This is a genomic window from uncultured Microbacterium sp. (assembly GCF_963524805.1).
In the GTDB taxonomy this organism is placed as follows: domain Bacteria; phylum Actinomycetota; class Actinomycetes; order Actinomycetales; family Microbacteriaceae; genus Microbacterium.
The window spans coordinates 24,364-46,844 of record NZ_CAURGG010000007.1 but is presented as its reverse complement, the minus strand read 5'-3'; the positions used below and the strand labels follow the sequence as shown (position 1 = coordinate 46,844).

Annotated in this window: 24 protein-coding genes; 10 read left to right on the top strand and 14 right to left on the bottom strand. The window is 69.7% G+C overall.

The window, feature by feature from the left end:
• Positions 1–3: 3 nt before the first annotated feature.
• Positions 4–969 (bottom strand): TIGR03885 family FMN-dependent LLM class oxidoreductase, encoded by a 966-nt coding sequence (locus RWQ91_RS13045; protein WP_314506736.1) that lies wholly within the window; start codon positions 967–969, stop codon positions 4–6.
• A gap of 140 nt (positions 970–1,109) precedes the next feature.
• Between RWQ91_RS13045 and RWQ91_RS13040 the strand changes: the two genes are divergently transcribed.
• The gene (locus tag RWQ91_RS13040; RefSeq protein WP_314506734.1) at positions 1,110–1,634 is read left to right on the top strand and encodes a GNAT family N-acetyltransferase; all 525 of its coding nucleotides are present in this window, start codon (positions 1,110–1,112) and stop codon (positions 1,632–1,634) included.
• A 22-nt stretch (positions 1,635–1,656) separates the two neighbouring features.
• On the opposite strand, the gene RWQ91_RS13035 is transcribed toward RWQ91_RS13040, so the two are convergent.
• Complete coding sequence (locus RWQ91_RS13035) at positions 1,657–1,992, bottom strand: hypothetical protein (protein WP_314506731.1); 336 nt, start codon at positions 1,990–1,992, stop codon at positions 1,657–1,659.
• Positions 1,993–2,183: 191 nt separating this feature from the next.
• On the opposite strand from RWQ91_RS13035, the gene RWQ91_RS13030 reads away from it, so the two are divergent.
• Both RWQ91_RS13030 and RWQ91_RS13025 read left to right on the top strand, forming a co-directional pair.
• On the top strand, positions 2,184–3,125 hold the full coding sequence (locus RWQ91_RS13030) for a diacylglycerol kinase family protein (protein WP_314506727.1): 942 nt from the start codon (positions 2,184–2,186) through the stop codon (positions 3,123–3,125).
• Positions 3,126–3,261: 136 nt separating this feature from the next.
• The gene (locus RWQ91_RS13025) at positions 3,262–4,248 is read left to right on the top strand and encodes an NADP-dependent oxidoreductase (protein ID WP_314506725.1); all 987 of its coding nucleotides are present in this window, start codon (positions 3,262–3,264) and stop codon (positions 4,246–4,248) included.
• Positions 4,249–4,342: 94 nt separating this feature from the next.
• Here RWQ91_RS13025 and RWQ91_RS13020 read toward each other — a convergent pair whose 3' ends face one another.
• Entirely contained in the window at positions 4,343–5,227 is an 885-nt protein-coding gene (locus RWQ91_RS13020; protein WP_314506722.1) for an SDR family oxidoreductase, read from the bottom strand.
• Between the two features lie 108 nt (positions 5,228–5,335).
• Positions 5,336–5,758, bottom strand: coding sequence for a nitroreductase family deazaflavin-dependent oxidoreductase (locus RWQ91_RS13015; RefSeq protein WP_314506721.1), 423 nt, complete (start codon positions 5,756–5,758; stop codon positions 5,336–5,338).
• Between the two features lie 123 nt (positions 5,759–5,881).
• On the opposite strand from RWQ91_RS13015, the gene RWQ91_RS13010 reads away from it, so the two are divergent.
• Positions 5,882–6,574 carry a phosphatase PAP2 family protein gene (locus RWQ91_RS13010; protein WP_314506720.1) on the top strand — a complete coding sequence of 231 codons (693 nt, stop codon included), beginning with the start codon at positions 5,882–5,884 and terminating at the stop codon, positions 6,572–6,574.
• Here RWQ91_RS13010 and RWQ91_RS13005 read toward each other — a convergent pair.
• Genes RWQ91_RS13005 through paaA form a run of 7 tightly spaced genes read right to left on the bottom strand, consistent with a single transcriptional unit; the run spans position 6,571 to position 11,868 of the window.
• On the bottom strand, positions 6,571–7,353 hold the full coding sequence (locus tag RWQ91_RS13005) for an LLM class flavin-dependent oxidoreductase (RefSeq protein ID WP_314506719.1): 783 nt from the start codon (positions 7,351–7,353) through the stop codon (positions 6,571–6,573). The two genes, RWQ91_RS13010 and RWQ91_RS13005, sit on opposite strands and share 4 nt — an antisense overlap.
• A gap of 28 nt (positions 7,354–7,381) precedes the next feature.
• Positions 7,382–8,155, bottom strand: coding sequence for an enoyl-CoA hydratase/isomerase family protein (locus RWQ91_RS13000; RefSeq protein ID WP_314506718.1), 774 nt, complete (start codon positions 8,153–8,155; stop codon positions 7,382–7,384).
• Between the two features lie 12 nt (positions 8,156–8,167).
• A complete protein-coding gene (gene paaE, locus RWQ91_RS12995) occupies positions 8,168–9,268 on the bottom strand; it encodes a 1,2-phenylacetyl-CoA epoxidase subunit PaaE (RefSeq protein ID WP_314506716.1) in 1,101 nt (366 codons plus the stop codon).
• Positions 9,268–9,774, bottom strand: coding sequence for a 1,2-phenylacetyl-CoA epoxidase subunit PaaD (paaD, locus tag RWQ91_RS12990; protein ID WP_314506714.1), 507 nt, complete (start codon positions 9,772–9,774; stop codon positions 9,268–9,270). Before paaD ends, paaE begins: the two co-directional genes overlap by 1 nt.
• Positions 9,768–10,589, bottom strand: a complete 822-nt coding sequence (paaC, locus tag RWQ91_RS12985) for a 1,2-phenylacetyl-CoA epoxidase subunit PaaC (protein WP_314506711.1) — start codon at positions 10,587–10,589, stop codon at positions 9,768–9,770. The genes paaD and paaC overlap by 7 nt, the downstream gene beginning before the upstream one ends.
• The gene (paaB, locus tag RWQ91_RS12980; RefSeq protein ID WP_314507029.1) at positions 10,586–10,909 is read right to left on the bottom strand and encodes a 1,2-phenylacetyl-CoA epoxidase subunit PaaB; all 324 of its coding nucleotides are present in this window, start codon (positions 10,907–10,909) and stop codon (positions 10,586–10,588) included. The genes paaC and paaB overlap by 4 nt, the downstream gene beginning before the upstream one ends.
• Entirely contained in the window at positions 10,909–11,868 is a 960-nt protein-coding gene (paaA, locus tag RWQ91_RS12975) for a 1,2-phenylacetyl-CoA epoxidase subunit PaaA (protein ID WP_314506709.1), read from the bottom strand. Before paaA ends, paaB begins: the two co-directional genes overlap by 1 nt.
• Positions 11,869–11,918: 50 nt before the next feature.
• Between paaA and paaI the strand changes: the two genes are divergently transcribed.
• Positions 11,919–12,326 carry a hydroxyphenylacetyl-CoA thioesterase PaaI gene (gene paaI / locus RWQ91_RS12970; protein ID WP_314506707.1) on the top strand — a complete coding sequence of 136 codons (408 nt, stop codon included), beginning with the start codon at positions 11,919–11,921 and terminating at the stop codon, positions 12,324–12,326.
• Positions 12,327–12,578: 252 nt separating this feature from the next.
• On the opposite strand, the gene paaZ is transcribed toward paaI, so the two are convergent.
• Genes paaZ through RWQ91_RS12955 form a run of 3 tightly spaced genes read right to left on the bottom strand, consistent with a single transcriptional unit; the run spans position 12,579 to position 16,239 of the window.
• Positions 12,579–14,645: a phenylacetic acid degradation bifunctional protein PaaZ gene (paaZ, locus tag RWQ91_RS12965; protein WP_314506705.1), complete on the bottom strand. Its 2,067-nt coding sequence runs from the start codon at positions 14,643–14,645 to the stop codon at positions 12,579–12,581.
• Positions 14,642–15,499 carry a 3-hydroxyacyl-CoA dehydrogenase family protein gene (locus RWQ91_RS12960; RefSeq protein ID WP_314506701.1) on the bottom strand — a complete coding sequence of 286 codons (858 nt, stop codon included), beginning with the start codon at positions 15,497–15,499 and terminating at the stop codon, positions 14,642–14,644. Before RWQ91_RS12960 ends, paaZ begins: the two co-directional genes overlap by 4 nt.
• Positions 15,496–16,239 (bottom strand): enoyl-CoA hydratase/isomerase family protein, encoded by a 744-nt coding sequence (locus tag RWQ91_RS12955; protein ID WP_314506698.1) that lies wholly within the window; start codon positions 16,237–16,239, stop codon positions 15,496–15,498. Before RWQ91_RS12955 ends, RWQ91_RS12960 begins: the two co-directional genes overlap by 4 nt.
• Before the next feature lie 124 nt (positions 16,240–16,363).
• Between RWQ91_RS12955 and RWQ91_RS12950 the strand changes: the two genes are divergently transcribed.
• The 5 genes from RWQ91_RS12950 (at position 16,364) to RWQ91_RS12930 (ending at position 22,474) form a co-directional block, all read left to right on the top strand.
• Positions 16,364–16,981, top strand: a complete 618-nt coding sequence (locus RWQ91_RS12950) for a TetR/AcrR family transcriptional regulator (protein WP_314506695.1) — start codon at positions 16,364–16,366, stop codon at positions 16,979–16,981.
• A gap of 235 nt (positions 16,982–17,216) precedes the next feature.
• Positions 17,217–19,388, top strand: a complete 2,172-nt coding sequence (locus RWQ91_RS12945; RefSeq protein ID WP_314506692.1) for a GAF domain-containing protein — start codon at positions 17,217–17,219, stop codon at positions 19,386–19,388.
• A complete protein-coding gene (locus tag RWQ91_RS12940; protein WP_314506689.1) occupies positions 19,388–19,777 on the top strand; it encodes a response regulator in 390 nt (129 codons plus the stop codon). The genes RWQ91_RS12945 and RWQ91_RS12940 overlap by 1 nt, the downstream gene beginning before the upstream one ends.
• The gene (locus RWQ91_RS12935; protein WP_314506687.1) at positions 19,767–20,903 is read left to right on the top strand and encodes a response regulator; all 1,137 of its coding nucleotides are present in this window, start codon (positions 19,767–19,769) and stop codon (positions 20,901–20,903) included. The genes RWQ91_RS12940 and RWQ91_RS12935 overlap by 11 nt, the downstream gene beginning before the upstream one ends.
• Positions 20,900–22,474 carry a peptide ligase PGM1-related protein gene (locus RWQ91_RS12930; protein ID WP_314506685.1) on the top strand — a complete coding sequence of 525 codons (1,575 nt, stop codon included), beginning with the start codon at positions 20,900–20,902 and terminating at the stop codon, positions 22,472–22,474. The genes RWQ91_RS12935 and RWQ91_RS12930 overlap by 4 nt, the downstream gene beginning before the upstream one ends.
• Positions 22,475–22,481: the final 7 nt, after the last annotated feature.

The window sequence follows — 22,481 nt, the reverse complement described above, 5'->3', positions numbered from 1 at the left end:
CTCTCACAGTGCCCTCCGCAGCGCGGGCAGCAGATCCCGCTCGGCGCGCGCGAGGAAAGCCGACTGGTCGGTGCCGATGCCGTGCAGGTAGACCCGGTCGAAACCCAGCGCGACCAGAGCTGCGATCCGGTCGGCCAGCTCCTGCGCGTCGTGCGAGATGAGCGCGCCGGAGCGCAGCTGCTCGTCGCTCGGGTCGCCCGCCAGGGCGTCGAAGTCCTCGGGCTGCTCGACATCCCACAGTGAGACCCCGCTGATGGCGGAGTGCCGCCACTGGTCGCGAGCGACCGCGACGGCTGCCGCATCCGTGTCCTCCAGCGAGACGTGCACCTGAAGCACCCTCGGACCCGCGCCTCCGGCTGCCGTGTACGCCCTCGCGACGCGCTCGAGCACCTCGACCGGCTGGGCGACGGTCGCGAGGCCCTCGGCCCAGCCTGCTGCCCATGCCGCGGTCTGCGGGGTCACCGCGGCGCCGAGAAGCGGCGGGGACGCGTCCGGGCGGCTCCACAGCCGCGCGCGGTGCACCTCGATCTCCCCGCGGTGCGTGACCTCTTCGCCGGCCAGCAGCGAACGGATCACGGAGACCGACTCGCGCAGCCGTGCGTTGCGGCGGTCCTTGGGGATCCACGGGTCGCCGGTGACGTGCTCATTGACCGCCTCCCCGCTGCCGAGCGCCGCCCAGAACCGCCCCGGGAACATCTCCTCGAGAGTCGCGATCGCCTGGGCGGTGACCACCGGGTGGTAGCGCTGCCCCGGCGCCGTCACCACCCCGAGCGAGAAGGACGTCGAGGCCAGCGCGGCGCCGAGCCAGCTCCAGGCATAGCCGGACTCGCCCTGGCGCATCCCCCACGGCGCCAGATGATCCGAGCACATCGCCGCGTCGAAGCCGGCCGATTCGGCCCGGATCACCGCGGCGAGCAGGCTGCTCGGGGGCAGCTGCTCATGGGAAGCGTGATAGCCGACGAGAACCATCCTTCGAGTCTTTCCGCCGGGGTGCCGGCCCGACAAGGCCTTGCGGCATCGCCGCAATGCCCGTATGGACTGCGCAGCCGGGGCTGACGGACCGTGTCAAGCCTGGTGGGGTCGGGCGATTCCGACCGTACGCTCCTGGCATGGCCACCACACCGCTCCCCGCCACCTCCGATGAGCACGACGATCGACGTGCGGCCGATCGCGCCGTGCTCTCGCCCATCTCGCCGTCGGAAGCGGGCGAGGTGCTCACGATCCAGCGCGCGGCGTTCGTCTCGGAGGCGCTGATCTACGGCTCGGTCGACATGCCGCCCCTGACCCAGACCCTCGCCGAGCTCGAGGCCGAGCTGCGCGCCGCGCAGGGCTGGGTGGCACGGGTCGACGGCCGCCTGGTCGGCGCCATCCGGGTGCGGGAGGAGGATGGTCTGCTGCTCGTCGGCCGGATCGCGATCGCTCCCGACCAGCAGGGTGAGGGCATCGGGCAGATGCTGCTCGACGCCGCCGAACGCGCCTCGTCAGCGGAGGAGGCCGAACTGTTCACCGGAAGCCTGAGCGAGGCGAACATCCGGCTGTACGAACGCTGCGGCTACGTCGAGACCGAGCGGGTCGAGACGGGCGACGGCATCCAGGAGATCTACTTCCGAAAGAAGCTGCGCGCAGCCCGCTGACCGATCGAGATCGGTCGTCCGCTCAGGATTGGTCGTGGTCGAACGAGAACGAGTCGCGCGGAACCTGACGGACGGCGGCGACTGAGGGGCGCAGCATCCTGGTCCGCTTTTCGATGTCGTCGATCACGTCCTGATCCCGCCCGCGCTCTTCGACGCCCTCGAGCGGTACGGCCAGCAACTGACTCGCCGGACCGACGAGGAACTCCGCCGTGGTGAGAACCCCCGTATCGGTGACCACGGGCACGTACAGCACGTCGGATTCCTGTGTGGCGGCGAGTGCGCGCGCGTACTGCAGCACCGACTCGGCCACATCGTTCGCCATCACTACCGTTCCCCCGGTGTAGTGCATCGTCATCATGCTCCCATCCTGCTCCTCGGGCCGCCCGGGCGCAGGGGGTTGTGCGATGCGCCGCACCATGCATGCGCGCGACGGCGCCGTGCACGCCTGAGCACGCGGCGTCAATCCCACCTGCTCCCCGGCTGCACGCCCTATCGTCGTGATCAGCGCCGTTCGCGCTGACGTCACCACCCGAGCGAGAAGAGCCCTCGATGACATCGCACATCGCCGTCGTCTGGAACCCGTCCAAGACCGAGAAGGAGACCCTCGAGGCAGGGCTCACCGATGCGATCGGCGAGGGTGCCACGCCCGAGATCACCTGGTGGGAGACCACAGTCGAGGATCCGGGCGTGGGCGCGACCCGGGATGCGCTGGCGGCGGGAGCCGACCTGGTCATCGTCGCCGGCGGCGACGGCACGGTGCGGGCCGCTGCCGAGCACCTGGCGGACGCGTCCTCCGACGCGCAGCTGGGGATCATCCCGCTGGGCACCGGCAATCTGCTCGCCCGCAACCTCGAGGTGCCGCTCGGCGATGTGCCGGCGGCCTTCGTGCGTGCCCTCGACGGCGACGCACGCGCGATCGACGTCGGGTGGGTGGAGGTGGAACTGCCCGCCGGCACGGAGCGTCACGCGTTCGCGGTGATGGTCGGCTTCGGCATCGACGCGCACATGATCGCCGAGACCAATGACGACCTGAAGGACAAGGCAGGGTGGCTGGCGTACGTCGAATCGCTGGGCCGCGCGCTCGCCGCGAGCGAAGTCGTGCCGTTCCACATCACCAAGGACGACGAGCCCGGACGCGAAGAAGAGGGTCACACCCTGCTGATCGCCAATTGCGGCAGCCTGCAGGGCGGGATCACCCTGCTTCCGGATGCTGTTCCGGACGACGGCGAACTGGACTACCTCGTGCTCAGTGCCGAGGGATTCGCGCAATGGGCCGCAACGCTCAAGACGATGATGTGGGACAACGGCTTGAAGCGCCTCATCACGAAGTCGGACGATGTCACGAGTACGGATGCCGTGAACCACGGCCGGGCGAAGTCGATCGCGGTGACGCTTCCGGAGGTGCGCGCCTTCGAGATCGACGGCGAGGAGATCGGCGAGACCAAGTCGTTCACCGTCTCGATCCAGCCCGCGGCGATCCACGTGCGCTGACGCCTCCGGCGCACCAGGTGCCGCCTGCCTGCATCCAGACGAGGCACTTCTGCGGAATGACCTGGTGAGCGCGTGCGATGAGGCAGTACTCCTCGACCGCAGTGCGCCGACTCATCGAGCGAGAGGCGCCGGGATCATGGTGAAGAAGCTGCAGCAGTCGATGGTCGTCGAATACGACCGCACGGGCGACACCGGGGTGTACGAGCTGAGGCGGCACCCGCTGACCGAGCCTGCTCCGGGCGAGGTCGTGGTCGAGGTGATCTGCGCGGGCATCAGCCACATCGACGGGTTCATCCGCGAAGGGCGCGAGACGGATTGGGTCGAGCCGTGGCCGCGTCGGTCGGGCAGCTGCTTCGCCGGCGTCGTCGTCTCGGGCACCCGGGCCTCGCGGTTCCCACCCGGATCCGAGGTGATCGGCCATGTCCGCTCGGGCGCTCACTCCACCTACGTGACGGTTCCCGAAGCCGCTCTGGTCGCCAAGCCCAAGAGCCTCGCATGGGAGGCGGCCGGTGGACTGTTCCTCGCCGGCGCGACGGCGCTGGACACCCTCGACGAGCTGAAGATCGGGCCGAACGACACCGTCGTGATCTCCGCGGCCGCCGGCGCCGTCGGCAGCGTGGAGGCGCAGCTGGCCAGGCATCGCGGCGCCACGGTGATCGGCACGTGCGGCGACCGCAACTTCGACTACCTGCGCCAGCTCGGGATCAAGCCGGTGCGCTACGGCGAGGGCATCGTGGACCGCATCCGCGCGGCGGCGGGCGGGCCCGTGACCGCGCTGATCGACAACTTCGGACAGGACGGGCACGACATCGCGGCCGAACTGGGCGTACCGCAGAGCCGCTACCGTTCCAGCGCCGATCGCCGCCACACCGAGCTTCGGCTGCTACGCGATGATCCGGAATCCGTCACGCGCGGCACAGCGCTGCTCGAGCGCCTGGCGCAGCTCGCCCAGGCGCGGGCGTTCACGCTGCTGATCTCGGGACTGTATCCGCTCGAGGAGATCTCGGATGCCTATCTCGACCTGCAGAAGCTGCACTCCCGCGGGAAGGTGCTGATCGGCACGCACCTGGTGACGACGTTCCGCACCCTGAAGGCGCGCGACGTGCACGAAGCGGCGCTCTGAGCGCCCCGACCGGTCCGCTGACTTGTCGTATATGCACGTCCCGCCCGGCGTGTCGCGCGCATGTACGACACGTCGACGCGGGGGACCGCCCTCGCTAGAGGCCCTTGCCGCCGGTCACCGGCAGAACCGCGCCGGAGACGTACGACGCGTCCTCTGATGCGAGGTAGACGTAGGCTCCGGCGAGCTCCGCCGGCTGCCCCGCACGCCCGAGAGGCGTGTCCTGACCGAACGAGGCGAGCCGCTCGCTGTCCCAGCCGGTCGCGGGAATCAGGGGAGTCCAGATCGGCCCGGGTGCCACCGCGTTCACGCGGATGCCCTTCTCGCCGAGCTCCTGCGCGAGCGCCTTGACGAAAGCGACCTGCGCGGCCTTGGTCATGGCGTAGTCGATCAGGCCGGGCGACGGATCGAAGGCCTGGATCGATGCGGTCACGATGATCGAGGCTCCCGGCTTCAGATGCGGCACCGCTGCGCGGGCCGTCCACACGAGACCGTAGAGGTTGGTCTTGAATACCCGGTCGAACTCGCCGGTCTCCAGCGACTCCAGCCCCTCGCGGTCCTTCTGGTAGGCGGCGTTGAGCACGAGGATGTCGATGCCGCCCAGCTCGGACACGGTGTCGGTGACGATCGAGCCGGCGAACTGCTCGTCGCGCAGGTCGCCGGCGAAAGAGACGCCGCGGCGGCCCGCCGATTCCACCAGTCCGACGGTGGTCTCGGCATCCGGTGCCTCTTCCGGCAGATGAACGATCGCGACATCGGCGCCCTCGCGGGCGAACGCGATCGCGACCGCTCGGCCGATTCCCGAGTCGCCACCGGTGATCAGGGCTCTGCGATCGCGAAGCCGGTCGTGGCCGACGTAGGAGTCCTCGCCGTGGTCGGGGGTGAACTCCGTCTGCTCGGTGAGTCCGGGCTGATCCTGCTCCTGCGCGGGGAAGCCGTCTTCGGGGTGCTTGGATCGCGGGTCGGTCATCGTTTCGCTCATGGTGCGCCTCCGTCGTCGCGAGTCAGGACGAGGCATCTCCTCGTCGTCGGCCAACGTAAGCAGGCGCGCGGCACCGGTCAGCGGGGTTGACCGGCCGGATCGGCCGCGCTAGCGGGGTTCGCAGATGACCACCGGAATCTGCCGCGTGGTCTTGCGCTGATACCCGGCATAGCCGGGATAGGCGCGCGTGATGCGCGGCCACAGCTCCGCGCGCTCGGCCGGCGTGGCGGTGCGTGCGCGCATCGGAACGGTGCGTCCGTCGACGGTCAGCTCGACGTCGGGGTTCGCCACGAGGTTGACGTACCACGAGGGATGCCGGGGGTCACCGCCCTTGGAGGCGACCAGGACGTAGCGCCCGTCCTCGCGCACGGGCGCCGTGAGCATGGCGCTGCGCCGTTCGCCCGAGCTGCGGCCGATCGTGTGCAGCTCGACGACGGGCATCGATCCGAATCGGGAGCCGATGCGACCGCCGGTCACCGCGAGCAGGCCACGATGGAAGCGGTTGATCAGGCGGTGGCCGAAGTCGTTCATCGATCGATCGCATCCATGATCGAAACCCTACGTGGCTGCGCGCTCAGCGGACGCGGTGTCGTAGGGTTGCGCTGGTGAGAGACGCCACCCGCGCGTCGCTCGCTCCAGACAGGAGGTGGCGTGATGACCTCTGACGCCCCGGTTGCCCCGGTCCCCGACGTCGAACCGGTCGAACCCGATTCCCGGCGCATGATCACCCTCGTGGTCGGCATCGCCGCGACCGTCGGTTTCGCGATCCTGCGCTATGTCATCACCCTCGACGACGAGAAGCCGCTGGGGATCGACGTGTGGTGGAACGATCTCATGGTGCAGAGCCGGAACGACTTCTGGCTCGTCATGGCCTGGATCCCGGGGTGGGGCGGTGGCATCCTCGGGATGATCATCACGGCGATCATCATCACCGGACTGTTCCTGCTTCGCCGGCGATGGTGGGATGCCGCGCACTTCGCGATCGCCCTGGTCGTGGTGGTCGGTATCGGGGCTCCCATGTCGTACCTGGTCGCTCGCGTGCGACCGGAGAGCTCGCTCGCCGAGAAGGTCGCGACGTCGTTCCCGTCGGGCCACACCGCGGTGGCCGTGACGGTCGCCATCACCCTCGGCCTCATCTTCCGCCGCTGGTGGGTCTGGCTGCTCGGCGTCGTCTGGGTGGTGTGGATGGTGTGGGCCCGCACCTACCTCAGCGCCCACTGGCTCAGCGACGTCCTGGCCGGGCTGCTCGAGGGCATCGCGGTGGCCACGCTCGTCTGGTACGCGCTCGAAGCGATCCGAGATAGTCGCGCGCGAAAGCACCAGGGCGTGACCCTGCCGTCGCCCTAGCCCAGCAGCGCCGATGCCTGCGCGATGAAGGTGCGATAGTCCGCTGGGTCGTCGCCGGGGGTGATCGCCCGCAGCACCACTTCATCGACGCCGACGCGGTAGCTCTCCAGGCGGTCGGCGGGATGCTCGGTCGCGGCATCCAGGACCGTGTCGTTCCCGTCGATGCCGAGACGGTCGAAGTTCGCCGCGTACGACGGGTACCCCGCATAGCGGGCGGTCTCATCCTGCAGGCGGGGCGACGCGGCGGGGTCGAGTGCGGTGCGCACGTACAGCGCGACATGCGCCGTCGAGCGCACCGTGCGAGCCTCCCCGGCCTGGGCGCGGGCGATGTCGGGCGTCAGCCAGCTGAGCAGCACGCCGTCGGACCGCTCCGCCGCGAGGCGGCGCATCTTCGGCCCGAGCGCTCCGATGAGCACCGTCGCATCCAGCGCCCCACGAAGTGCGGCGGCGGCATCCCGCACCGAATCGAGGACGCCGGTCCGGGCCTGTCCGGATCCGATCCCCAGCACGAGACGGTCCTGCGGCAGCCGCGCCGTCTGCACCTCGGAGGCGATCTGCTGCGGTGACCGACGGTCGATCGGCAGCACACCGGTCGCCAGCACGAGGGTGTTCGTGGTGGCCGCTGCCGCCTGCAGCACGGCAAGGGCATCGGCCCCGGGAGTGTCGTTGACCCAGAGGGCGTGGAAGCCCGCCTGCTCGGCCAGCGGGGCGAGCTGGGCCGCGAGATCCGGGCCGATGGATGCCGCGACGCCGAGTGAGACAGTTCCGCGCTTGCTCATCCTTTGAGCATGCACCACGGTCGGCGGTTCAGCGTCCGCCGGTGAAACGCGGAGCGCGCTTGTGCTGGAAGGCCTCGAAGCCTTCGCGGTAGTCGTCGGTGTCGCAGAGCGCCGCCTGCGCCGCGTTCTCGACGGAGACCGCGTCCCACAGGCCCAGGCGCTCGTCCCGGATGCGGCCGATCAGGGCCTTGCTCGCGAGGAACGCCTGCGTCGCTCCGGCGGCGGCGCGTTCGGCCGCCTCGAGCGTGCGGTCGTACAGCTCATCGGCCGGCATCTCACGGGAGAACAGACCCGACTGCACCGCCTCGGTGCCGCTCATGAGCCGCGCGGTGTAGATGAGGTCGAGGGTCTTGTGCGCGCCGAGCCGCTCGTAGAACAGGGCGTGGCCGCCGGAATCGAGGGTCGCGCCGAGCGCGGCGAACGGCGAGCCGATGCGCGCGGAATCAGCGACGTACACGACGTCGGTCGCGATGAGCAGTCCGAGGCCGACCCCGAGGCACGCGCCGTGCGCCGCCGCGAAAGTCGGCGCGGGAAAGCGCGACATTCGGCGCAGCAGAGGGGTGACCAGGCCGTCGAGGTACCGCATGACGTCATCGTCACGGGGGTCGACCGCGGAGATGTCGCGCCCGGCGCAGAACGCCGGGCCCGCCCCGCTGAGCACGAGCGCGCGAACGCCCGCCGCCTCGGCCTCGTCGTACGCAGCTGCGAGCTCTGCGAGGGCGGCCTCGTCGAGGGCGTTCCGCTTGGCGGGCGCGTTCAGCTCGACGCGGGCCACGCCGGCGTCGATGGTCAGCTCGATCATCGTGTGCTCCGTTCAGACGTCGTAGTCGACGACCACGCGGTCGCTCGTCGGGTGGGACTGGCAGGTCAGCACGTACCCGCGCTCGAGCTCGTCAGGCTCGAGCGCGTAGTTCTCGGTCATGTGGACGCTCCCCTCGACCAGCCGCGCCCGGCACGTGCCGCACACGCCTCCCGCGCAGGCGAAGGGCACGTCGGCGCGCACCCGCAAGGCAGCATCCAGGATCGCCTCGTTCGCCGCCACCGGCGAGTCCACGCGCGAGGACAGCCCGTCGAGCGTGAACTCGATCGCCACCGTCGCGTCCCCCGCCCGGGTGACGATCGGCCGGCCGCGATCGGCGCGCGGGGTGTCCGCGTCGGTGGTGAACAGCTCGAAACGGACGTCGGATGCCGCCACTCCGCGCTTCGCGAGCGCGTCGCGGCACAGGGCGACGAGTTCGAACGGCCCGCAGAGGAACCATTCGGTCACGGTCTGCGGGGGCACGAGCCTGTCGAGGATCGCATCCAGCTTCTCGGCGTCGATGCGGCCCGACAGCAGGGGAGCCGCGCGCTGTTCCCGCGAGAGCACGTGATGGAGGGCGAGACGCGCCGGGTAGCGGTCCTTGAGGTCGGCGAGCTCCTCGAGGAACATGACGTCCTGCGTCGCGCGGTTCGTGTAGACGAGCGTGAACCGCGACGTCGGCGAGGACGCCAGTACGGAGGAGGCCAGCGCCATGAGCGGCGTGATGCCGGAGCCTGCGGCGATGCCGGCGAGGTGCGCGTGTTCCAGGTCGGGCAGGTTCGAGGTGAATGTGCCTTCCGGGCTCATGACATCGATGCGGTCGCCGACGGCGAGATGCTCGTGCGCCCACACCGAGAACAGGCCGCCGAGGTCGCGCTTGATGCCGACGCTGATCGTGCCCGATGTCGGCGGCCGGCAGATCGAGTAGCTGCGACGGACCTGGTGGCCGTCGACCTCGGTGCGCAGCGCGACGTACTGTCCCGGCAGGTAGTCGTACTCGCCCTGCAGCTCGGGCGGCACGGCGAAGGTCACCTCGATGCTGTCGGCGGTGAGCGGGCGGACCGCGGCGACCTCCAGCTCGTGGAAGCGTGCGCGGCGGCGGGTCACCGTCGCCATCAGATCACCTTGAAGTGATCGAAGGGCTCGAGGCAGTCCTCGCACTCGAACAGGGCCTTGCACGAAGTGGACCCGAACCGCGCGATCTCCCGAGTGCGCAGCGACCCGCATCGCGGGCACTTCACGGCCAACTGCAGCCGGACGATGCCGTGCTGCAGGGCGGCCCGGCCGCTCGGCGGCGCGATGCCGTACGCGGTGAGCTTGCGCTTGCCGGCATCCGTCATCCAATCCGTGGTCCAGGCCGGGGCGAGAACCAGCCGGACATCGACGCGGTCGTACCCCGCGGCGGTGAGCGCGAGGATCACGTCGTCGCGCATGACGTCCATCGCCGGGCAGCCGCTGTAGGTCGGCGTGAGCGTGACCGTCGCGCGGTCGTGGTCGACCTCCACGGCACGCAGCACGCCGAGGTCCTCGATCGTGAGCACCGGGACCTCGGGATCGGTGACGGTGGCAGCCACGGCCCACGCGTGCTCGCGCGACCGCTCCTGTATCCGAGGGGTCACCACGTCACCCCCGGATGCTGACGGGCGAGCACCTGCATCTCGGCGAGCACGAAACCCAGGTGCGGGGAGTGGATGCCGCGTCGTCCGCCGCCCGAAGACAGGAAGCCCCGTGGCTCCTCGAGCTCCGCCTCGGCGAAGACGACCGCCATGACCTCGTCGAAGCCGGTGCGCAGGGCGGACGGCCGCGCCGCGATGCCGTCGAGCCGGTCGATGAGCGGTTCGTCCCGGAACAACTCGTCGACGTACGGCCAGACGTCGCCGATGGCGCGCATCATGCGGGATCGCGACTCATCGGTGCCGCCGGCGAGCCGCAGCGTCCACTGGATCGCGTGGTCGCGGTGGTAGTCGACCTCCTTGACGGCCTTGCCGGCGATCGCGGCGAGCGTCTCGTCGCGGGAGTGCTGCAGGACGCGGTACTGCTCGAACATGAAGGTCGCGGCGACGAGCTGCCGCGCGATCGTCTGGGCGAAGTCGCCGTTGGGCTGCTCGACGATCCACGCGGAACGGAATTCGGGCTCATCACGGAAGAACGCCAGGTCGTCCTCCGAGCGTCCGTCCGCGGTCCCGGCGTACCGCAGCAGCGACCGCGCGTGGCCGAGCAGATCGAGCGCGATGTTGCCCAGCGCGACGTCCTCCTCGAGCTCCGGCGCGCGGGCGATCCATCCCGCGAGCTGCTGGGCCAGGATCAGAGCGTCATCGCCCAGCCACAGCGCATACTCCGCGACGTCGGCGGATGCCGGGGCTGCGGCATCCGCCCCGGTGAACTCGTCGGCCAGTGTCAGCTCGTCGACGGTGACCTCCCCGTGCGCCTCGGTCACAGGTGCGGCACCCCCTCCGAGGCGGTGTAGTACACCGCGTGGCGGTAGTTCTTGCCGGCCGGGCTCTCGAAGAACGCACCCTTCGCGTCGGGATCGCTCGTGGTGATCGCCTCGGCCGGCACGACCCAGATCGAGACGCCCTCGCCGCGGCGCGTGTAGAGATCGCGGCCGTTGCGGACGGCCATCTCTGCGTCGGGCGCGTGCAGCGAGCCGACGTGCACGTGACTCAGGCCACGGTTCGCGCGAACGAAGACCTCCCAGAGCGGCCAGGTCTCGGCCGCCTCGTTCGCTGAGCCTGTCGAAGCGCCGGGCGTGGCCATCACGCGACCGCCTTTCGCGTCTTCGCGGCCTGCTTGCGTGCATACTCCGCCGCCGCCTCGCGCACCCAGGCGCCCTCTTCGTGGGCGGCGCGGCGGGCGCGCAGGCGCTCGGCGTTGAGCGGTCCGCGGCCGGCCAGCACCTCGTGGAACTCGGTCCAGTCGATCTCGCTCATGTCGTAGCGCTGCTCGGCGTCGTTCCAGTGCAGGTTCTCGTCGGGGAGAGTGACACCGAGCGCCTCCGCCTGGGGCACGAGCATCGCCACGAACCGCTGGCGGAGGTCGTCGTTCGAGAAGCGCTTGATCTTCCACGCCATCGACTGCGCCGAGTTCGGCGACTGCTCGTCGGGGGGACCGAACATCATCAGGCTCGGCCAGTACCAGCGGTTCACGGCATCCTGAGCCATCTTCTGCTGCGCGGGCGAGCCCTGCATGAGGGCCAGCAGGATCTCGAATCCCTGACGCTGGTGGAACGACTCCTCCTTGCAGATGCGCACCATGGCCCGCCCGTAGGGACCGTACGAGGCGCGGCACAGGGGCACCTGGTTGCAGATCGCGGCGCCGTCCACGAGCCAGCCGATCGCCCCCATGTCGGCCCACGCGGGGGTGGGGTAGTTGAAGATCGACGAGTACCTGGCCCGGCCGTCGATCAGCTGCTGCATCATCTCGTCGCGGGTGATGCCGAGGGTCTGGGCGGCCGAATACAGGTACAGACCGTGTCCGGCCTCGTCCTGCACCTTGGCTATCAGGATCGCCTTGCGCTTGAGGCTGGGCGCCCGGGTGATCCAGTTGCCCTCCGGCTGCATTCCGATGATCTCGGAGTGCGCGTGCTGCGAGATCTGGCGGATGAGCGTCTTGCGGTACGCCTCGGGCATCCAGTCGCGCGGCTCGATGCGCGAGTCGGCGGCGATGATCTCGTCGAAGCGCTCCTGCTCCGAGACCTCGGTGGGGAATGCGGTCATCTTCGACTCCGATGTATTTACAGAACGATCGTTCAGATATTATTGCAGACATGGAGCGCCCCACGAAAGCGATGATGCAGCGCGACCTCGCCTCGGCGGCGCTCGGGATGGTCGTGGAGCACGACGAGCCCGGCCGCGCCGTGGTTTCGATGCTCGTGCGGCCGGACATGACGAACGGTTTCCACATCACGCACGGCGGGCTGGTCTTCGCGCTCGCCGACACCGCGTTCGCGATCGCATGCAACGAGGACGAGCGGATCACCGTCGCCCAGGGCGCCGACATCACGTTCCTGAGCTCGACGACGGCCGGGCAGACGCTCACTGCGACCGCCATCCGCCGCGCCCGGGCCGGTCGCTCGGGCCTGTACGACGTGACCGTCACCGACGAGACGGGAGCGGTCGTGGCCGAGGTGCGCGGCCGTTCCCTCACGACCGACCGGACGCTGCCGCCCCGCTGATCGCGGGTCCTGCGGACAGCCCGGCCGGCCGCGCACCGGTCTGTCGCTCTGCGCGTGCCGAATTCAGGCTGGGTGCGGGAAGAGGCGGGACCGGCCGGCGGGATTCCGGGGTTCCGAAGCCGGGAGCGGTGCGCCCAGCCTGAATTCGGCACCAGGCCCTGAGTTCGGCATCAGGCCCTGAGTTCGGCATCGGGCCCCGAGTTCGGCATCACGCGCCGAGGAGCAGTGCCGATCGACGCCGCAGAAGCGGGCTCAGACCGCGGCGAGCTGCTTCTCGACGAGCGTCAGCACGTCGTACTGCGCCACGATCTCGTCGTTCTGGTTGCGGATGACCGCATCCCACCGCACCTCGCCGTACTCGTCGGTCTCGCGCGGCGTGATCTGCTTCGCCGTCAGCTCCACGCGGATCTCGTCGCCCGGTGAGACCGGGGTGACGAACCGCAGGTTCTCCAGCCCGTAGTTGGCCAGCACGGGTCCCGGGGCGGGGTCGACGAACAGCCCCGCAGCCCAGGAGACGAGCAGATAGCCGTGTGCGACCCGGCCCGGGAAGAAGGGATTGGCGGATGCCGCGGCCTCGTCCATGTGCGCGTAGAAGGTGTCGCCGGTGAAGTGGGCGAACGTCTCGATGTCGGCCAGGGTGACTTCCCGCGAGGCCGAGACGATCTGGTCGCCGATCCGCAGTTCGTTGAGGGACTTGCGGAATGGATGCTCGCCGCCCGGCTGCGACGCCGCGCCGGCGTGCCACACACCGGTCAGCGCGGTGAGCATGTCGGGCGAGCCCTGGATGGCCGTGCGCTGCATGTGGTGCAGCACCGCGCGGATGCCGCCGAGCTCCTCGCCGCCGCCCGCGCGACCCGGACCGCCGTGCACGAGGTTCGGCAGCGGTGATCCGTGCCCGGTCGAGGAGCGCGCGTCGTCGCGGTCGAGTAGCAGCACGCGGCCGTTGAAGGCCGAGATCCGCCCGATCAGCTCGATCGCGATCGCGGGATCGTGGGTGGCGACGCTCGTGACCAGTGAGCCGCCACCGCGCGCGACCAGGTCGGCAGCCTCGGCGGTGGAGCCGTATGCGAGCACCGAGGCCACCGGGCCGAACGCTTCGACCTCGTGCAGCGCATCGGACGCGGCATCCCGGAACCGCAGCAGGAGCGGCGCGACGAAGGCGCCGTCCGAGGCACCGATCGAGCCGTCGGCGCGGGTCACCTGCGGCGGTGCGGTGGAGCCGATGACGATCTCGCCGCCCGCCGCCTCGAGCTTCGCAACCTGCCGCAGCACCTCGTCGCGCTGCGCGGTCGAGGCGAGCGGACCCATGGTCACGCCCTCCGCACGCGGATCGCCGAGGACCACGCGTTCGTCGATGCGCGCACGCACTGCCTCGACAAGGGCGTCGACGGATGCCGTCGGTACGAGCGCCCGCCGGATCGCGGTGCACTTCTGCCCGGCTTTGGATGTCATCTCGGTCACGAGCTGCCGGACGAACGCGTCGAACTCGGGAGTGCCTTCGGTCGCATCGGCGCCGAGGATCGAGGCGTTGATCGAATCGGTCTCGCTGGTGAAGCGCACGCCGCCGGTCTGGACGCTGTCGTGTGCGCGCAGCTTCTCAGCGGTCGACGCGCTCCCGGTGAACCCGACCAGGTCGCCCAGACGCAGGTGGTCGAACAGGGTGGGCACGCTTCCGCTGACCAGCTGCAGCGAGCCGTCGGGCAGCAGCCCGGACTCGACGAGGATGCGCACGTACGCCTCCGTGAGGTACCCCGTCGGCGTCGCGGGCTTGACGAGCGTCGGCATGCCGGCCAGGAATGCCGGGGCGAACTTCTCGAGCGAACCCCACACCGGGAAGTTGAAGGCGTTGATCTGAACCGCCACTCCGGGAAGGCGCGTGTAGATATGCCGTCCGAGGAATGAGCCGTCCTTCGACAGGGGCTCGACCGGCCCGTCAACATACACCTGCGCGTTCGGCATCTCACGACGGCCCTTGCCCGAGTAGGAGAACAGCACGCCGATGCCACCGTCGATGTCGACCCACGAGTCGGCCTTGGTCGCCCCGGTGCGCGCCGAGATCGCGTAGAGCTCCTCCTTGCGCTCGGTCAGCGCGAGCGCGAACTCCTTGAGCAGCACCGCCCGCTGGTGGAAGGTGAGAGCACCGAGGCTGCGCTGCCCCGCCGTGCGCGCGTATTCCAGAGCGCCGGCCAGGTCGAGCCCCTGGGTGCTCACGCGCGTGATGAGCTCTCCGGTCGCGGCGTCGCGCACGTCGGATGCCGCGGCGGGGGCATCCGGACTCCACCACTGCCCGCGGACGAAGCTCGGCAGGATCTCGGTCATCGGTCGTTCTCCCATTCGTAGAACCCGCGGCCGGTCTTGCGGCCGAGGTTGCCTTCGGCCACCAGACGGCGCAGGAGGGCGGGCGGTTCGAAGCGTGCGCCGAGCCGCTCGTGCAGTTCCTCGGCGATGGCGAGGCGGACGTCGAGTCCGACCAGGTCGGTCGTGCGCAGGGGGCCGACCGGATGCCGGTACCCGAGCATCATGGCCGTGTCGATGTCCTCTGCGCTCGCGACGCCGTCCTCGAGCATCCTGATGGCCTCCAGACCGAGCGCGAGTCCCAGGCGGCTGGACGCGAAGCCCGGCGAGTCGCGCACCACGATCGCGGTCTTGCCGATCGCGTCGACCCAGCCGCGAGCAGCCGCGACCGCCTCCGGCGCGGTCGCGGCGCCGACCACGATCTCCACGAGGGTCGAGGCGGGCACCGGGTTGAAGAAGTGCAGCCCGAGGAACAGCTGCGATCGCTCGAGGCCCTCGGCCAGATCGTCGATCGAGAGCGAGGAGGTGTTGGTCGCGAGAACGGCCGTGGGGGGCATCGCCCGCTCGGCGCGGGTCAGCGCCTCCGTCTTCAGGACCCGGTCCTCGGGGACCGCCTCGATGACGAGCTCGCAGTCCACGAACGCCGCGGCATCCGTCGCGGTCGAGAACGCCGCCTCGATCTCAGCGAGGGAGCGAGCGGCGTCCCCGCGGTCGAGGGACCGCTCGATGCTCGTGCGGACGCGCTCGGCGGCGGCATCCGCGGCATCTTCGTCGCGCTCCACGATCACCACCTCCGCTCCCGCGAGCAGGAATGCGTGTGCGATGCCCGCGCCCATGCGCCCGCCGCCGACCACGCCGACCGTGCGCGGCGGCGTCATCGTTCCGCTCGCTTCTCGAGGAAGGCGGTCATCAGGCGCTGCTTCTCGGGGCGCTCGAACAGCTCGGCCTGCAGCTCGCCGTCGATGGCGGGATGCCGCTCCCGCGGTGCCCGCAGGGCGCGCTTGGTGTACTGCGTCGCGAGCGGGTCGTTCGTCGCGATGCGGTCGGCGATCGCGTGTGCCGCGGCCAGCAGGTCGGCGGCGGGGTGCACGCTCGAGACCAGCCCGATCGCGGCAGCCTCATCCGCGTGGACCACCCGGCCGGTCAGCAGCAGCTCGGCGGCGCGGGCGTGGCCGACGATCTCGGGCAGGCGCCACGTCGCGCCGGCCGCGGCGAGGATACCCAGGCCTGTTTCGGGGTTGCCGATCCGCAGCGTCGTGGAGCCGATGCGGATGTCGGCGGCGTACGCCAGCTCGGCCCCGCCGCCCAGCGCATACCCGTCGATCGCGGCGATCACCGGCATGGGCAGCTCGCCGACGCGGACGAATGCCGTCGCGTTGATGCCGCGGAGGGCGTCCTCGGCCCGCCGGTCGCACAGCTGCGCGATGTCGGCGCCCGCGGCGAACGTGCCGCCCGCCCCCGTGAGGATGAGGGTGCGCGGCTGCGCCTCCAGCTCCGCGCACAGCTCGTGCAGGCAGTCGATGGTGGCCTGGTCGATCGCGTTGTGCTTGGAGGGCCGGTCGAGCGTCGCGACGACGCGGTCGGGCAGGCGCTCGACGAGGAGTGGGGCGTCACTCATGCGCTGCTCTCCTGACCGCGATGTGCAGAACGGCGCTCGAATTACCAACCGAGCGTTCAGGAAATCAGTATGCCAAGCGGATGCGGGTTCCGGCAAACCGCCGTGGCGGTGTCAGACTGAGGGGATGACCGAGCCTGTGGCGCATGCGGAGCTCGCGCCCGCACGCCGGGGACGGCCGGGCTACGACCCGCAGCAGATCCTCGCGGCGGCTGTCGAGCTCTTCATCGCGCACGGGTACGACGCGACGTCGGTCGCGGCGGTGGCTGAGCGGCTGGGCCTTACGAAGTCCGCGCTGTACCACCACTACGACTCGAAAGAGCATCTGCTGCGCGTCGCCCTGGACGAAGCGCTGGGCGGGTTGGAGGGCGTGCTCGATGAGCGGGGCGCGCGGAAGGGTGCCGCCGGCGCGCGCCTGGAATACGTCCTGCGGGGAGCCGTGCGGGTGCTCGTGGAGCGACTGCCCTACGTCACGCTGCTGTTGCGGGTGCGCGGCAACAGCGACGTCGAGCGCGCGGCGCTGGAACGGCGGCGGGCGTTCGACCACCGGATCACGGGTCTCGTGCGCGACGCTCAGGGCGAGGGCACGGTCCGCGCGGACGTCGACCCCTCGGTCGCCACGCGACTGGTGTTCGGAATGGTCAACTCGATCGTCGAGTGGTATCGACCGACCGGACCCGAGGGGGCCGCCGAGCTGGCCGACGACGTGCTGCGGATCGCGCTGGACGGCCTGAGAACCCGCTGACCGAGGGGCCGGGCTGGGACGCGAGCTCCAGCGGCGCTGCCGCAGGAGCTCTTGCGCGGCGAAATTCGCGCGAGGACAATGAGGCCCGGGTCGCCGGATGGGGGTGCGGAGCCCGGCACCCGGCGAAGGTCTCTTGAGAGGAGGCCAACATCAGCGGTCGGGTCGGTCACGTCGACCTAGAGGACTATGAGAGCCTCCAGCGGACTACACCGACGCCACCGACCAGTTCGCCGCGATGAACGAGGTGCTGATCGCGCTGGGGCGATCCTCGTCCGACCCGGATGCGGTGCTCGACACGATCGTCGAGAGCGCGCGCCGGCTGTGCCGGTGCCAAGCGGCCGCCATCATGCTGATCGACGGCGATCACTTCGCGCTGGCGTCCGCAGTCGGCTTCTCGGACGAGTACGTGCAGCACGTCGCCGCCCATCCGTTCCAACTGGACCGCGCCTCCCTGGTCGGACGCGTCACGGCCGACCGCACTATCCAGCAGATTCCAGATGTCCTGGCCGATCCGGAATACGGCCGCCAGGACGTCCAGCGCATCGTGCGGTTCCGCACCTCGATGAGCGCGCCGATGCTCCTGGACGACGAGGTGGTGGGAACGATCTCCCTTGTCCGCACGGAGGTCGATCCATTCGACGAGCGTGGCATCGCCCTCCTGGAGGCGTTCGCCGCGCAGGCGGCCGTCGTGGTGCGCAACGTGCACCTCGTGCGCGAACTCGAGGAGCGCGGTCAGGAGCTGGGGCGCAAGGTCGAGCAGCTCGAGGCGCTCAGTGAGGTCGGGGGCCTGGTCAGCTCCAGCCTCGTCCTGGACGAAGTGCTCTCGAACATCATCATGAACGCCGTGCGCTTCTCGGGTTGCGACGGCGGGTCGATCATGGAGTACGTCGAGGACGAGCGCTGCTTCTCGGTGCGCAGCGCATACGCGAGCAGTGCCGAGCTGCTGACGAAGCTGCGCACGATCCGCGTCGAACTCGAGACCACCCTGGTCGGCCGATCGGCGCTCGAAGGACACCCGATCGCGGTGGCGGACCTCGGGGCGGTCGAACTCGACCCGCACCTGCGGCTGCTGTACGACGACGGCTGGCGGTCGATGATCGCGGTGCCGGTGCTGCGCGGCGAGCGGATCATCGGGGCTCTCGTGGTGCGCCGGAAGACGACGGGTGAGTTTCCGGCCGAAACCGTGGAATTCCTCGAGACGTTCGCGGGGCAATCCGCGCTCGCCGTGTGGAACGCACAGTTGTTCCGAGAGCTCGAGACCAAGTCCGCCGAACTCCAGGTGGCCAGCCAGCACAAGTCCGAGTTCTTGGCGAGCATGTCCCACGAGCTGCGAACGCCGCTGAACGCCGTGATCGGGTTCTCCGAGGTGCTGCTGGAGCGCATGTTCGGCGAGCTGAACGATCGTCAGGATGAATATCTGCACGACATCCTGAGCTCGGGCCGCCACCTGCTGCAGCTTCTGAACGACATCCTCGATCTGTCGAAGGTCGAGGCAGGGCGCATGGAACTGGAACGGTCGACCTTCCCGTTGCGGGGCGCCCTCGAGTACGCGATCTCGATGGTCCGGGAGCGCGCGTCCGCGCACGGCATCGCCGTGAGTCTCGATGTCGACGTCGATCTGGACACACTCGACTCCGACGAATTGCGGTTCAAGCAGGTGCTGCTCAACCTGCTGAGCAATGCGGTCAAGTTCACGCCGGACGGCGGTCACGTGCGGGTCTCGGCCGAGCGCAAGGGGAGCGAGATCGCGGTCGCCGTCACGGACGACGGCGTCGGCATCCGGCCCGAGGATCGCGAGCGGATCTTCGAGTCTTTCCAGCAGGGCCGGCGCGGTGCGCAGAGCGAGGAGGGCACCGGTCTGGGACTGACACTCTGCCGACGGATCGTCGCGCTGCTCGGCGGCACGATGTGGCTCGAGACGGAACTGGGGGCGGGCAGCACATTCGGCTTCACCGTGCCGATCGACGGTGCGGACGACCCGACGCGCGGTGCGCCGAGCGCGGATGCCGATCTTCCCGTGGTTGTCGTCGTCGATGATGACCGCGCCTCGCTCGACCTGATGACCGCCTACCTCGACGGACTCGGTGTGAGGCTCGCGCTGGCACGCAACGGCCTCGAGGGGCTCGAGCTGATCCGCACGCTGAGCCCCGCAGCAGTGGTCCTCGACATCCGACTTCCCGGTCTGGACGGCTGGCAGATCCTGGAACGCGTGCGTGCCGAGGACGCGACGCGCGATGTTCCCGTCGTCATCGTGTCGATCCTCGACGAGAAGCATCGCGGCATGGCGCTCGGGGCGGCGGACTATCTGATCAAGCCGGTCGCTCGAGAGGCTCTCATCGCTGCTCTTCGGCGCACCGGTGCCGTGCCGGTAGAGCGCGCGCCGGCTCGGTCGAAGGGAGCGGTGTGATGGCCTCCGCGCGCATACTGATCGTCGAGGACAATCCGATCAATCTGAAGCTCGTCCGTGACGTGCTCACCATCTCGGGCTACGAGGTCGTCGCCGCGCCGTCGGGCGAAGAGGGAGTCACGCTCGCGCAGAGCTGCGCGCCGGATCTGGTCCTCATGGACATCCAGCTGCCCGGGATCGACGGATACGAGGCCCTGCGGATGATCCGGCAGAGCCCGCACCTGGACTCCGTGCCGGTGGTCGCGGTCACTGCATTCGCCATGCCCGAAGATCGTGAACGCGCCTCGGGCGCGGGTTTCGACGGCTACCTGAGCAAGCCCCTCAGCGTGCGGTCGCTGCCCTCCCAGATTCAGGATTACCTGAGCGTCGGGCGAACCGATGTCCGGTGAACCGGTGACGATCCTCGCGGTCGACGATCTGCCTCAGAATCTGCGGCTGCTGGATGCCGTACTGACCCCACGCGGCTATCGGGTGCTGACGGCGGCCTCAGGCGAGGAGGCGCTCGAGCTGCTGCCCGACTCGGACGTGGACCTGGTGCTCCTGGACATCCTCATGCCGGGAATCGACGGGTACGAGGTGTGCCGTCGCATCCGGACGATGCCGGGGTGGGAGTTCCTGCCCGTCGTGATGATCACCGCGAGCGGCGACCAGGAAAAGGTCCGCGCGATCGAGGCGGGCGCCGACGACTTCGTGAGCAAGCCTCTCAACCAAGGTGAGCTGCTCGCCCGGGTAGCCTCCCTGGCACGGGTGAAGCGCTACCAGGACACGATCGAGCGGCAGTCGCAAGAGCTGGCGCGCTGGAACACCGAGCTCACGGCGCGGGTCGATGCGCAGGTGGCCGAGCTGCAGCGGGTGAATCGACTGCGCAGGTTCCTCTCGCCGCAGCTCGTCGAGGTGATCATCGACTCCGGTAACGAGGCCTTCCTCGCCAGTCACCGACGCGAGATCGTCGTGCTGTTCTGCGATCTTCGCGGCTTCACGCCCTTCGCGGAATCGAGCGAGCCCGAGGAGGTGATGGGGGTGCTGTCCGAATATCACCAGACACTCGGCGAGCTCATCCACCGCTTCGAGGGCACCCTCGAGCGGTTCACCGGCGACGGGCTGATGGTCTTCTTCAACGACCCGCTGCCTGTCCCCGACGCTGCCGAGCGCGCCGTGACCATGGCGATCGCGATGCGCGACAGCGTGGCCGAGCTCGCGGCCGGCTGGAGCCGGCGCGGCTACGACCTCGGCTTCGGGATCGGCATTGCGCAGGGATTCGCGACGCTTGGCCGCATCGGCTTCGAGGGGCGCTTCGACTACGCGGCGATCGGCAGCGTCACGAACCTGGCCGCCCGGCTGTGCGGTGAGGCTGCCTCAGGGCAGGTGCTCGTCGCGCAGCGCGTGTTCTCGGCGACCGAGGGCCTCGCCATCGGCATACAGGTGGGCGATCTCGATCTGCGCGGTTTCAGCCGGCCCGTCCGGGCATTCGATGTGACCGGCATCGATGAATCGAAGGTGAAGCTCATCCCATGACGACACTCGCGACAGCGCCCGTCCAGACCCTTTCGGACCTCGACGACGACGCCCGCATCGCTCGGTTCCAGCGTCTGCAGGATCGGATGCCGTCGGTCTGGGACGCGATGAGGCACGACAGTGACGACGAGTCGGTCGTCGTCATCCCGTCCGTGACGCCCAGCGGAACGACCGTAAGCGGCAGCACCACGCAGGCCTACGAGGAGCGGTTCCTCTTCCTGCTCCTGCTGCTGCGACAGCCGCGGCTGCGCATGATCTACGTCACATCGATGCCGATCGACCCGAGGATCGTCGAGTACTACCTGGCGCTCCTGCCGGGTGTCATTCCGAGCCACGCCCTTGCGCGACTGACCCTGATGTCGGTGGGCGATGCATCGGTGCGCCCGCTCAGCGTGAAGCTGCTCGAGCGTCCGCGGCTGCTCGCCCGCATCGCGGACCACATCCCGAATCGAATGCGCAGCCACCTGATCCCCTACAACACGACCGACCTCGAGCGCGACATCGCCGTGACCCTGGGCATCCCGATGTACGGCGCCGACCCGCGGCTGGCTCCCCTCGGGACCAAGACGGGCTGCCGGCGCCTGTTCGGGGAAGTGGGCGTCGCCTACCCGCTCGGTGTCGAGGACCTGCACAGCATCGAAGACGTCGCGGCGGCGATCGACGGGATGCTCGAGATCCGCCCGACCATGGGCGAGGTCATCGTGAAGCTCAACGACGGCGTGTCGGGCACAGGCAACGCGCTCGTCGAACTCGCCGGGATCGCCGGCCTGTTGGCATCCGAGCGCCGCACGGCGATTCTCGAACGCCTCGACTCCATGCAGTTCGAATCGCCCAGCATCCCGTTCGACTGGTACGTCGGCAAGCTGGCCTCGGATGGAGGCATCGTCGAGGAGAGGATCGTCGGCGAAGACCTCCTGAGTCCGAGCGTGCAGCTGCGCGTGCGGCCCGACGGCAGCGTCGAGCTGCTCTCCACACACGATCAGCTGCTCGGCGGCGCGACCGGCCAGAGCTACCTCGGGTGCACGTTTCCCGCCGACCCGGCGTACTCCCGCCTGATCAGCGAACCCGGAATGGCGATCGGGCAGCGCCTCGCTGGGGAGGGTGTGATCGGACGATTCGCCGTCGACTTCGTCGTCGTGCGGGATGCCGCGGGCCAATGGTCCGCGTACGCGATCGAGTTGAATCTGCGCAAGGGCGGCACGACGCATCCGTTCCTCACACTCCAGTTCCTGACCGATGGAAGCTACGACGCCGAGTCGGGCCGGTTCGTGACGCGCGAGGGCGACGAGAAGCACCTCGTCGCGACCGACCACCTCGAGGCCGACGAGCTGCGGGCCCTGTCGATCGGCGACCTGTTCGACGTGGTCGCCAGGCACGGACTGCACTTCGATCAGTCGAGGCAGGCGGGCATCGTGTTCCACATGATCAGCTGCCTGACCGAGCACGGCCGCGTCGGCATGACCGCGGTCGGCGACACCCCCGCTCAGGCGATGGAGCTCTACGAGGGCGCGCAGCACGTGCTGCTGGATGAAGCCCGCGCCGCGCGCCGCGAGAACCCCCTGCCCGACTGACGCGCTG

Coding starts and splice junctions, on each gene's coding strand:
- RWQ91_RS13045 (WP_314506736.1), bottom strand. CDS start 969: ATGGTTCTCGTCGGCTATCACGCTTCCCATGAGCAGCTGCCCCCGAGC.
- RWQ91_RS13040 (WP_314506734.1), top strand. CDS start 1,110: ATGGCCACCACACCGCTCCCCGCCACCTCCGATGAGCACGACGATCGA.
- RWQ91_RS13035 (WP_314506731.1), bottom strand. CDS start 1,992: ATGATGACGATGCACTACACCGGGGGAACGGTAGTGATGGCGAACGAT.
- RWQ91_RS13030 (WP_314506727.1), top strand. CDS start 2,184: ATGACATCGCACATCGCCGTCGTCTGGAACCCGTCCAAGACCGAGAAG.
- RWQ91_RS13025 (WP_314506725.1), top strand. CDS start 3,262: ATGGTGAAGAAGCTGCAGCAGTCGATGGTCGTCGAATACGACCGCACG.
- RWQ91_RS13020 (WP_314506722.1), bottom strand. CDS start 5,227: ATGAGCGAAACGATGACCGACCCGCGATCCAAGCACCCCGAAGACGGC.
- RWQ91_RS13015 (WP_314506721.1), bottom strand. CDS start 5,758: ATGAACGACTTCGGCCACCGCCTGATCAACCGCTTCCATCGTGGCCTG.
- RWQ91_RS13010 (WP_314506720.1), top strand. CDS start 5,882: ATGACCTCTGACGCCCCGGTTGCCCCGGTCCCCGACGTCGAACCGGTC.
- RWQ91_RS13005 (WP_314506719.1), bottom strand. CDS start 7,353: ATGAGCAAGCGCGGAACTGTCTCACTCGGCGTCGCGGCATCCATCGGC.
- RWQ91_RS13000 (WP_314506718.1), bottom strand. CDS start 8,155: ATGATCGAGCTGACCATCGACGCCGGCGTGGCCCGCGTCGAGCTGAAC.
- paaE (WP_314506716.1), bottom strand. CDS start 9,268: ATGGCGACGGTGACCCGCCGCCGCGCACGCTTCCACGAGCTGGAGGTC.
- paaB (WP_314507029.1), bottom strand. CDS start 10,909: ATGGCCACGCCCGGCGCTTCGACAGGCTCAGCGAACGAGGCGGCCGAG.
- paaA (WP_314506709.1), bottom strand. CDS start 11,868: ATGACCGCATTCCCCACCGAGGTCTCGGAGCAGGAGCGCTTCGACGAG.
- paaI (WP_314506707.1), top strand. CDS start 11,919: ATGGAGCGCCCCACGAAAGCGATGATGCAGCGCGACCTCGCCTCGGCG.
- paaZ (WP_314506705.1), bottom strand. CDS start 14,645: ATGACCGAGATCCTGCCGAGCTTCGTCCGCGGGCAGTGGTGGAGTCCG.
- RWQ91_RS12960 (WP_314506701.1), bottom strand. CDS start 15,499: ATGACGCCGCCGCGCACGGTCGGCGTGGTCGGCGGCGGGCGCATGGGC.
- RWQ91_RS12955 (WP_314506698.1), bottom strand. CDS start 16,239: ATGAGTGACGCCCCACTCCTCGTCGAGCGCCTGCCCGACCGCGTCGTC.
- RWQ91_RS12950 (WP_314506695.1), top strand. CDS start 16,364: ATGACCGAGCCTGTGGCGCATGCGGAGCTCGCGCCCGCACGCCGGGGA.
- RWQ91_RS12945 (WP_314506692.1), top strand. CDS start 17,217: ATGAACGAGGTGCTGATCGCGCTGGGGCGATCCTCGTCCGACCCGGAT.
- RWQ91_RS12940 (WP_314506689.1), top strand. CDS start 19,388: ATGGCCTCCGCGCGCATACTGATCGTCGAGGACAATCCGATCAATCTG.
- RWQ91_RS12935 (WP_314506687.1), top strand. CDS start 19,767: ATGTCCGGTGAACCGGTGACGATCCTCGCGGTCGACGATCTGCCTCAG.
- RWQ91_RS12930 (WP_314506685.1), top strand. CDS start 20,900: ATGACGACACTCGCGACAGCGCCCGTCCAGACCCTTTCGGACCTCGAC.